This is a genomic window from Amycolatopsis sp. NPDC114478, assembly GCF_055633805.1.
Window position 1 is genome coordinate 1 of record NZ_JBVKDO010000052.1, and the last position, 9,037, is coordinate 9,037.

Annotated in this window: 11 protein-coding genes and 4 pseudogenes; 7 read left to right on the forward strand and 8 right to left on the reverse strand. The window is 67.6% G+C overall.

The window, feature by feature from the left end; translation table 11 throughout:
- Positions 1-284 (forward strand): AI-2E family transporter (locus tag ACZ7OH_RS51715; protein WP_470287709.1); only part of this gene is annotated, 284 nt, incomplete at its 5' end.
- Positions 285-331: 47 nt separating this feature from the next.
- On the opposite strand, the pseudogene ACZ7OH_RS51720 reads toward ACZ7OH_RS51715, so the two are convergent.
- A pseudogene (locus ACZ7OH_RS51720) lies at positions 332-667 on the reverse strand (helix-turn-helix domain-containing protein).
- Between the two features lie 469 nt (positions 668-1,136).
- On the opposite strand from ACZ7OH_RS51720, the pseudogene ACZ7OH_RS51725 reads away from it, so the two are divergent.
- From ACZ7OH_RS51725 to ACZ7OH_RS51735, 3 genes and pseudogenes are all read left to right on the forward strand, one after another.
- A pseudogene (locus tag ACZ7OH_RS51725) lies at positions 1,137-1,265 on the forward strand (FAD-dependent monooxygenase); the annotation flags it as partial.
- Between the two features lie 247 nt (positions 1,266-1,512).
- Positions 1,513-1,674 (forward strand): annotated as a pseudogene (locus ACZ7OH_RS51730) (FAD-dependent monooxygenase); the annotation flags it as partial.
- A 148-nt stretch (positions 1,675-1,822) separates the two neighbouring features.
- Positions 1,823-2,071, forward strand: a complete 249-nt coding sequence (locus tag ACZ7OH_RS51735) for an aromatic-ring hydroxylase C-terminal domain-containing protein (RefSeq protein ID WP_470287710.1) — start codon at positions 1,823-1,825, stop codon at positions 2,069-2,071.
- 360 nt (positions 2,072-2,431) lie between these two features.
- Here ACZ7OH_RS51735 and ACZ7OH_RS51740 read toward each other — a convergent pair whose 3' ends face one another.
- From ACZ7OH_RS51740 to ACZ7OH_RS51760, 5 genes and pseudogenes are all read right to left on the reverse strand, one after another.
- Positions 2,432-2,749: a hypothetical protein gene (locus tag ACZ7OH_RS51740; RefSeq protein ID WP_470287711.1), complete on the reverse strand. Its 318-nt coding sequence runs from the start codon at positions 2,747-2,749 to the stop codon at positions 2,432-2,434.
- Positions 2,750-3,050: 301 nt separating this feature from the next.
- Positions 3,051-3,269, reverse strand: a complete 219-nt coding sequence (locus ACZ7OH_RS51745; RefSeq protein ID WP_470287719.1) for a hypothetical protein — start codon at positions 3,267-3,269, stop codon at positions 3,051-3,053.
- A gap of 27 nt (positions 3,270-3,296) precedes the next feature.
- A pseudogene (locus ACZ7OH_RS51750) lies at positions 3,297-3,488 on the reverse strand (hypothetical protein); the annotation flags it as partial.
- Positions 3,489-4,179: 691 nt separating this feature from the next.
- Positions 4,180-4,719 carry a hypothetical protein gene (locus tag ACZ7OH_RS51755; protein ID WP_470287712.1) on the reverse strand — a complete coding sequence of 180 codons (540 nt, stop codon included), beginning with the start codon at positions 4,717-4,719 and terminating at the stop codon, positions 4,180-4,182.
- Positions 4,720-5,163: 444 nt separating this feature from the next.
- Positions 5,164-5,598: a tetratricopeptide repeat protein gene (locus tag ACZ7OH_RS51760; RefSeq protein WP_470287713.1), complete on the reverse strand. Its 435-nt coding sequence runs from the start codon at positions 5,596-5,598 to the stop codon at positions 5,164-5,166.
- A 69-nt stretch (positions 5,599-5,667) separates the two neighbouring features.
- Here ACZ7OH_RS51760 and ACZ7OH_RS51765 point away from each other — a divergent pair, with 69 nt between their 5' ends.
- The 3 genes from ACZ7OH_RS51765 (at position 5,668) to ACZ7OH_RS51775 (ending at position 7,801) form a co-directional block, all read left to right on the forward strand.
- Positions 5,668-6,006 (forward strand): ANTAR domain-containing protein, encoded by a 339-nt coding sequence (locus ACZ7OH_RS51765; RefSeq protein WP_470287714.1) that lies wholly within the window; start codon positions 5,668-5,670, stop codon positions 6,004-6,006.
- 411 nt (positions 6,007-6,417) lie between these two features.
- Complete coding sequence (locus ACZ7OH_RS51770) at positions 6,418-7,161, forward strand: COG4705 family protein (protein ID WP_470287715.1); 744 nt, start codon at positions 6,418-6,420, stop codon at positions 7,159-7,161.
- 100 nt (positions 7,162-7,261) lie between these two features.
- Positions 7,262-7,801 carry a COG4705 family protein gene (locus ACZ7OH_RS51775; RefSeq protein ID WP_470287716.1) on the forward strand — a complete coding sequence of 180 codons (540 nt, stop codon included), beginning with the start codon at positions 7,262-7,264 and terminating at the stop codon, positions 7,799-7,801.
- Positions 7,802-7,843: 42 nt separating this feature from the next.
- Here the strand turns inward: ACZ7OH_RS51775 and ACZ7OH_RS51780 are convergent, their stop codons facing one another.
- Both ACZ7OH_RS51780 and ACZ7OH_RS51785 read right to left on the reverse strand, forming a co-directional pair.
- Positions 7,844-8,089, reverse strand: coding sequence for a hypothetical protein (locus tag ACZ7OH_RS51780; RefSeq protein WP_470287717.1), 246 nt, complete (start codon positions 8,087-8,089; stop codon positions 7,844-7,846).
- Positions 8,077-8,334, reverse strand: coding sequence for a hypothetical protein (locus tag ACZ7OH_RS51785; protein WP_470287718.1), 258 nt, complete (start codon positions 8,332-8,334; stop codon positions 8,077-8,079). The genes ACZ7OH_RS51780 and ACZ7OH_RS51785 overlap by 13 nt, the downstream gene beginning before the upstream one ends.
- Positions 8,335-9,037 lie beyond the last annotated feature (703 nt).

A 9,037-nucleotide genomic window follows, 5' to 3' on the forward strand; every position in this document is an offset into this window, starting at 1 on the left:
TGATCGCCGGCGCGGTCGCCGTCCTCGTGGCCCTGGTGACCAAGGGCGCGTTGTCGGCTGTCATCGTGCTCGCCGTCGTGGTCGGCGTCATGCAGATCGAAAGCCATGTCCTGCAACCACTGCTGCTCGGGCGGGCGGTCCGGCTGCATCCGCTTGCCGTCGTCCTCGCCCTCGCTGCCGGGCTCGTCGTCGCGGGCGTCGTCGGCGCTCTGCTCGCTGTGCCGCTGGTAGCGGTCTTCAGTTCGGGCGTGCGGAGCTTGACTGCTCGGCCGGATCCGGATTGAGCGATCGAGGTGTGCCACCCGCGGGTCTCGGTGGCGCACCTCGCGGCTCAGCTGTCGGCGGGTTGGGGACGGGTGTTGCGTCGTTGGGCTTCGTGGAGCTGGTCTTCGAGGGAGATGATGCGGCAAGCGGCGTCGATGGCCGTGCCCTCGTCGACGAGATGGCGTACCCGCGCGGCGACGCGCAGCTGGTGGCGAGAGTAGCGGCGGTGCCCGCCAGCGGAGCGCTGTGGGGTGATCAGGCCGGCTTCGTCGAGGCTGCGCAAGAAGTTCTGGGTCGTGCCGAGCATCTCGGCGGCTCGGCCCATGGTGTAGCCGGGTTAGTTCTCGTCGTCGAACTTGTCGGCCGTTCGCGGTGCGGCCGGGTCGTATTGGTCAGGGATCATGCCACCTCCACATCACAAGGGACCCCGGGCGCCGCGTACGGCACCCGGGGTCCCAGGGGTTGGGTTTCACCATTGTCAACCGGCGCGACCGCCGGCTTCCTGTACTCGCGTCCGGCCGGAAAGCCGATGACGCGGCGATCGCTGACTCGTAACCGAGAACCACCTGCCAATCTGATGGGACTGCGGTACCCGCGCGGCGCTACTGCCCAGCCGCTGCGGGCGATCCAATGATGCGCCCTATCCCTTCTCTCCTGTGTTTCCTTCTTGCTGCGTACTGCTGTCGCGGTCATCACCGGCCGGAACCCTTCCACTGAGCGCGGGTAGCCCGTTCTGCGGTGTCCCGCCGGGGTTTCCGTTCGGCTCGGTCCCGCTGCGTTTTTGCTGGAGTGGACGGCATCCCGCTGCGCATGCTGATGATCCAGCAGCCCCGGCTGGAGCGGCTGCTGGGCGAGCGCGCGGCCGAGCTGGGGTGCGGATCCGGTGGGGCCACGAGCTGACCGCGCTCACCCCGCACCAGACCGGCGTCACCCTCGAGGGTGCGGACTTCCGTCTGGACGCCCGCTATGTGGTGGGTTGCGACGGGGGTCGCAGCCGAGTCCGGGAGCTCGCGGGCATCGACTTCCCGGGCACGACGGACGACGAGGTGTTGCGGCTCGGTCACTTCACCACTGACGCGGAGACCGATGTGTTCACCAGCCCCGACATTGGCGGGCTGCGACCCGGCTGGAACCGCACCCGGGGCGGGCGGCTGATTGTCACCGCACTCCAGCCTGGCGTGCACATTGTGGGCGTGCGGGCGAAAGGAACGCCTACCGCTGGGCGAGCCCACCTGGCTGTCCGGCACGGTGGCCCAGGCCCGGCTGGCCGAGCGCTACCGGGCGGACCGGGTGTTCCTGGCTGGGGACGCCGCCCACCTGTTCCCTGCGGGCGGCTCGTCCCTCGACATCGGCATGACGGACGCGATCAACCTGGGCTGGAAACTCGCCGCCGGGCTGCACGACCGGGGCCCGGAGGACCTGCTCGACACCTACGAGTCCGAACGACGCCCCGCCGCCGAACGTGCCCTCTTGCAGACCCGTGCCCAGGCGGCGCTCGACCGTCTGGAGGGCGAGGACGGCAAGGCCCTGCGCGCACTGCTCACCGAGGTCTTCACCTATGAGCAGCCGCTGCGGCACCTCGCTGGCCTGCTGCACGGCACCGAGACTCGATGCGGCACAGCGGATCATCCCCTGGTCGGTCGCCTGGTTCCCGATCTGCCACTCACGACCGAGGCTGGTGCGCGGCGCCGATGCTCTGCTGATCCGCCCGGATGGCTACGTGGCCTGGGCAGGCACCGACGGGCTCACCGAAGCGATCACAAGGTGGTTCGACCCTCAGCTGGCCAATGAGACGAAACACTGCTGAGAAAATGAAGTCAGCCGTGAGGTCCTACAACCCGTTGTAGGGTGTCACCGCGCTTGACATGTTGATCTTCAGTGACCTGTGGCCTTGCTTGTTGTCTCACGGAGATGTCGCCAACATCAGTCTCAAACTCGTGACATTCCTCGGCTGCGACCGCCCGGCCACGCTCCATCCCGTGTCCCTGACCTGCCGAGCCCACGGACGGCCAGTTCATCACGACCGCCCAGCCCCTGATGTTCTACCTCCCCAAGCACCCGCAGGTTCCTGGCTGCGGCACGTACGTCATCGACCTGCTCGATGCCTTCGCCGACCTGCACGGCGCAGTAGAACACGCCGTCGACGCCGGCACACCCGCTGGACGGTTCACGACTGAATCGACTTGATGACCTTGGCGACCATGCCGCCCGCCACGCCTGCCACCGCCCCGAGGAACGCCGTGGCCAGCACCAAGGACACCCCGATTCCCAACCAGGTCAGCGCGCCCAGCCACGTGCCGTTGATGAGGGTGTAGAGCACCGTCAGCAGGAACACCACGATGTGCCCGGTCAGCGCGGTCACCGCGCCGGTCGTCACGGCCGACTCGAGACCACCACGCCGTCCGGCCAGAAACCCCGTCCCGACGTAGTAGGGGAAGAACAGCACAACGGCGATCATCGGGCCCGGCGCGTCCCAGTGCCGCATCAGATACTCCGCCACCGACATCAGGAACCCGCACAGCAGACCGTACGGGTAGATCGCGCGAGACCAATCACCCGGCAGGGAACCCACAGCCAGCAAGTCGCCGGCGCGACAGGCCCCGTTACTCGCCACGCTCAACCGACAAGCGCGTGCTATTGCCCCAGGTCTCCGGTGGTGGCGAATTCGAGGCGCTTGGCGACGGAGACGGCTTGGTCGGCGAAGCGCTCGTAGTAGAAGCGGGTGGTCAGTGCCGCGGTGACCGCGGCCCGCTGGTAGTGGTGCCAGTTCCCGCCGGTGATGCCGGTCAGGAGGTCGGCGTGCAGGGCGTCGAGGGCCTCGTCGGCGTCGCGGAGTTCGCTGAAGCCGACCGTTCCGGGTGCGGATCTGGGCGGCGACGCGTTCGGGCGATGTCGGCGTCCAGCCGGCCCATTCGCTCGAACGTCGGCATCAGGTCGGCCGGGACGGCGGGGCCGGGGTGGGCGAAGCGGGCGGTGTCGGCGATGTGCGCGGCCAGGTCACCCATGCGTTCGATCTTCTCCGCGGAGTACACGACCGCCAGGACCCGGCGCAGGTCCCCGGCGACGGGGGCCTGTAACGCCAGCAGGGCGTAGGCCTCTTCCTCGCACCGGCACGCTGCGCGTCGAGCGCGTCGTCGGCGGCGATGACCTGCTGGGCGAGGGCGAGATCGGCGTTCACCAGCGCGCTGGTGGCGTCCCGGACCGCGGCTGCGGCCGCGTCGCACATTCCGGCGAGCTGTCCGATCAGCCGCAGCAGATCGTCGTGAAAACCTTCTCGCATGACCGGTCAGCCTGCCGGCGCCAGGACAGCGACGGGGTGACCGCCTTCATGAACACCTCATGACCGGGCGGACCGCAACAATCGGCCGTCGCGCTCGATGGCCACCCGCGGCGTGCGCGAATCCCGCCCGTCCACGCCGGAGGAAGGAACCGCAATTCTGCAACCAGAGGCGAAAGGCCCTGTTTTCTATCGAATTTCTCTGCCATTTCCTCACGTTCGCCATCTCGATCGGCGGGGGCTCCGACCACACTTCGTACAACCACCCGCGGGCTTCGACTGCCCGTCGTGTCCACGCCATCACGAAAGCAGGTCAGGGTTCGAGATCCGGCGCTTCGGCTTCGCGTCCACGATGATGGGGACGGAGTCGGTCAGCAGAAGGTAGTCGGTACATGCCGGCGAGCGTCGGCCGTCGATGTCGTTCTGCAGCAGGAATGCTGCGCGAAGATGCCGCGCACCGACCGGTCGAAGTCCGCGAACAACAACCGCGCCAGCTCCAGTCGCGACTCACTCGAACGGCCCGGCGGCTGGGCAACGAAGGGGGGCCAGTGTGAAGGCTATCCCGGCCGTCGGTCTGTCGACTCTGGTGAGCACGGTAGTCGGTCTCATCACTAATCGATCCGACTCAGTGGGCGCACCTAACGTCCGCGGGCCGCCATGCCGCTGCGGTCAGCGGATCGCCATCTGCGCCGTGCCGCGACGAACAAGCCGCCGAGCTCGCCGAGTAGGGTGGCGATCGGCGTAACCAGCATCGGCACGACGAACACCAAGCCGAGCAGCATGACCTTCAGCGACGCGTGCGTGGCACCCAGGTGACTCGGACGCTGGATTATCGTCGTGTAGAACACGTTGAACAAGACGTAGAACGTGACCACGAACAGTGTCGCAACGACGAATCCGGCCACGGCTCCGGCGCGCGCTCCCGCCCAACGGGTCCCGCCCCGCCGTTCCCCGCGGGCCCCGATCAGCACGAACCCGGCCGCGTACAGCGCGAGCAGCCCATAGCCGATGGGGTCGCTGCTGGTCCACTGGTGCGCGGCTGCCGGCAGGGCCAGGTTGCTGACGAACAGCACCGTCATCTCGGCCGCGCCGAGCAGCAGCCCGCCGTAGAGCCCCTGACGGGTCGCGCCATCGACTGGAACTGTCATCGGCCTGCCGCCACGCACCATGTCGGTCACCTCTGCTCGCGATGCCGGGCACCCCTGCAATCGTGCACACCACCCCAATGGTTACCGGGCGCGGAAACCGCACTCGAACAGATGCCGACAGGCGTTCGACACGGCCGTCACGACGCTCCCCGTCGTGGGGGAGCTGCTCGACGGCGTCAGGGCTACACCGCAACCTGGCGTTCCGCAGACCGATCGACAACCGCGCGTCGCGGAATCCCGCTCGAACGGGCCCAGCCGTATCGAGTAACGATCAATGCCAATGGCACTGGTGCCATAAAATGCCAAGATTTTGGAAAAGTGTCAACGACTTTGGGATCCTACACCGAGCTGTAGGTTCTCACCGCGCATGACATGTCGATCTTGTGTGACCTGGGGTCTCTTGGTTGTCTCGCGCCGATGTCACCCATGATCAGTCTCAAGTCCGTGGCATTTCGTCACCCGACGCCGCCCAGGTCACTGGTCGTCCAGCCCGCGGCTGGCGTCGCTCAGGTCGTCGAGTTCGTCGAGTTGCCGTTGGACGCGTTTGGTGTCAGAGTCGCGGCCTTGTTGCCGGTAGAGGTCGAGGGCTTGTTGCCAGGAGCGGCGGCCGTGGTTGTGCTGGCCGAGGGCGGCGTGGGCTTGGCCGAGCCGGTCGAGGACGTCGGCTTCGTTGAAGGTGTCGCCAATGTGGCCGCACAGGGCGAGTGACTGCTGGTAGTAGCTGAGGGCCTGGATGTGCTGGCCGGTGTGGTGGGCGTGGGCTTGTCCATGCTGGCCGAGCCGGGCCTCGTGCCAACCCACCTGATTGAGCGCGTCCGCTTCCCGCAGCGGTTGGTTGAGGGGCTGGTAGAGACTCAGGGCGTGGGTGGCGTGTTCCAGGGGCTGCTCGGGGGATGGTGGTGTGCTCACGTCGTGCGTGGGTGGCGTCAGGTCGATCGTGATCCAGGCTGGCTGCCTGGCAGCGCAGAATGAACGACCGTGACGATCATCCTGTCCGTACCGCAGACCGAGTCGGCAGCTGCCCTGCGGCTGCGCCTATGGCGACTCGACGATTTGCCGGCGCTGATTGCGGCGCACCGCGATCCGCCGCGGCGGTGGCTGGCCACCTCCCTGGCCGGCGCCGAGACCGAACGCGGCCTGCGAGCGGCAATCACCACGCGGGACGTGATCGGCACGGCCAAAGGCATCCTGATGGAACGCCACGGGATCGACGCCGGGGAGGCGTTCGCGATGCTGGTGCACACCTCACAGCGGGCCAACCGGAAGCTGCGCGCCGTGGCAGCTTGGCTGGTCGAGCACCGCACGCAGGGGAGGTGACGGCGGACCGGGCGGCTCCGCCGGCCCGTGGTCCGGACTGGCGGAGCTTGGGGCCCGGTCTCCTGCGCGCCGAAGACCAGACGTGGCGCCTGGCTGCCCGTCCGTAGGAAAATCGCACTACCCGGCGGCAAGAACTGCCCCATCCAGGCTATCTGGTCGGGGCCACTGCGACGTTTCCTTCGGCGGCTGTCGGGCGTCGCCGCGGATGCACCCGGCCGCGAGAAGCCGCGCCGGTAGCTGCCGGTTTTCCCGGGGCTAACTCTCCGTGCGAAAAATCCGGCATACTCGGCAAACGGCGGAAATCGGGAACCGGTCGAGGTCGCCGATGTGCCGGTTTGCTCGTGTGCCAAGATTTCCGCCATGACAACTGGTCAGATCCGGCTCGGCGATTCCCGGACGGCACCGCGCCGGATGGCCGTCAAGGTTCCCGAAGTGACGATGTACTTCTGGGTCGTCAAGGTCCTGACGACCGGTATGGGCGAGACCACGTCGGACTTCCTGGCCCATCTGATGGACCCGGTGATCGCGGTCGGCTTGGCCGGATGTGCGCTCGCGATCGCGCTGGCCGCGCAGTTTCGGGCCCGGTTCTACATTCCGTGGCTGTATTGGGCGGCCGTGGTGTTGGTGAGTGTTTTCGGCACGATGGCAGCCGACGTCCTGCATGTCGGTTTCGGTATTCCGTATGCCGTGTCGACCGTATTCTTCGCCGTGGCGCTGGCCGCGGTTTTCGGACTTTGGTACGCGACCGAGAAGACCCTGGCGATCCACAGCATCACCACATTCCGCCGGGAGCTGTTCTACTGGCTCGCGGTCGTCACCACCTTCGCGCTCGGCACCGCCGCGGGAGACCTGACGGCGACGACGCTGCACCTCGGATATCTCGGGTCGGGGGTGGCCTTCGCGGTGCTGATCGCGCTCCCGCCGCTGGCTCGCCGGTGGCTCGGCCTCAACGCCGTCTTCGCCTTCTGGTCCGCCTACGTCCTCACCCGCCCGCTGGGCGCGTCGTTCGCGGACTGGATGGGCGTGCCCGCCGGACGCGGCGGACTGGACCTCGGCACCGGACCGGTCAGTCTCGCCCTGCTGGTGGCGATTTTCGCGGTCGTCGGCTATCTCTCGGTCACCCGCAAGGACGTCGCCCGGACCGACGCCATGTGAAAGGTGGTCGCCGGACCGGGCGGGACGGCCGCGTCCACAGCTTCACCGGATGGGCTGACAGGTGCCCGGTGGTCGTCGCGGGCACGCTGGAATGACGATCATGAACAAGCTCCCGCGGATCACCGCCGTGTTCTGGATCATGAAGATCGCCGCCACCACGCTGGGCGAGACGGCCGGCGACCTGCTCGCCCAGACTCTGCGGGTGGGTTACCTAGCCAGCTCGCTGATCCTGACCGGCTTGTTCGTGGCGAGCCTGGTGACGCAACTGGCGGCGAAGAGCTTCCACCCGGCGCTGTACTGGACCGTGATCCTCGCCACGAGCACGGCGGGCACGACGATGTCGGACTTCCTGAACCGGACCGCGGGGCTCGGCTACGCCACCGGTGCGCGTGCCGGTGATGAACACGTGGTTCCATACGACGCCGATGGGACTCTCGTCCTGGCTGTGGGTGCTCGGTGCCGCGGTGGCGGCGTTCGGGGTGGTGGAGGCAAACAAGGTGCTGTGGCGCCGGTACGCCGTCAAAGCAAGTCGCGTTTGAACAGCGCATACAGCGCCGCCGAGATGATCAGAATGGCCGGCGTCGACACCGACATGCCCGCAGCCGAGCCGAAGCCCGGATACGGGTTGTTCTGGCCGTAGAACCCGGTGATCGCGGTCGGCACCGCGTGTCGTTGCGGCGCATCAGCGAGGCGGCGACCTCCGCATCAGCACGGCCAGGTGCTGCAGGCGGCTGAGGCTCCGGCGCAACCGCAGGGACCGGCGCTGCAGCTCCGCGTGGTCGACGTGGTCGGCGAACGAGAGGTCGTCGACGACGTAGTCGAGCAGGCCGTGCAGCAGGAACCGGGTGCCGCTCTTGGCCAGTTCGGGTGTGGTGTCCCAGTCGACGAGGACCACCAGCGCCCACAGTTCGTCCGCTATGACCGGCACTCGTTCCTCGCTGCGTACACCGTGCGCATGACCGACGGCGTCCCGGTCGCTTCGGAAAGCACGGAGGCCACGGCCAGCGGGTGCAGCCCGAGGTCGGTGGCGAGCGCGGCCAGATCCTGCGCGGTGGCAGCGTCGAAGTCGAGCCACAGCGTCACCGACGGATCGGCGAGATGACGAGCGGCTTCGATAGCCGGGAAGTCCTCGTGCTCGTGGACACCGCTGCGGTACAACCGGTTGCGCGGCATCGGTTCAGCGGTCGTGCGCGGCGGCGAGGCTGGCGCGGCAGGCGCGGCACCAGCGGGTGCCGGTGATGATGACGACGTGCAGCGGTGACGCGACGCAGTCGTGCAGCCAGCGGCGGTGAGTGCGGCAGGTGACGCGCTCCAGCGGATCCAGACCGTCCTCTTCGGACTGGTCTTCCGCGGTCAGCGTGCGCGCGTTTCCTCAGGCGACCGGCCTGCCTCGGGTAGAGGCGAGCTGTCCTGGTTCACGGCCCCGGGATCCAGCATGATCTGTAACGTGTTGTCGGATGAGGCACCCGGACCGCAGTAAAGGGGCCCCTGTGGCGCACCGAGATCCTGGGCAGGCAGCGGCAACAGCATCATGAGGACGGCCGCGAGCAGCGCGGCTAGGCCAACCGTCGAGCAAACGATCCGGATTCGTAGAAGCGTCGCTCTCATCTCGCTGATGCTTCCACTCGCGCCGGCCGAAGGCTGAGAGCGACACGTGCCTGAGATCAGGAGGCCACCGTGTGGGGTCGACCAGTTCCGGGACGCCCGCACAGTCGCGGCTTCAGAATGATCGTGCCCTGTCGAGGTTTGAGCGGATGATCTTGGTTGTGGGGTGATCGGGTCCTAAGGGATGTCTCGTAACTCGTGTTGTGGTTGGTGGGGCTGGTGTTGCCGGTCAGTTGGCGAGGAGGATGTTGTGCAGGTGCGCGATGCCGGA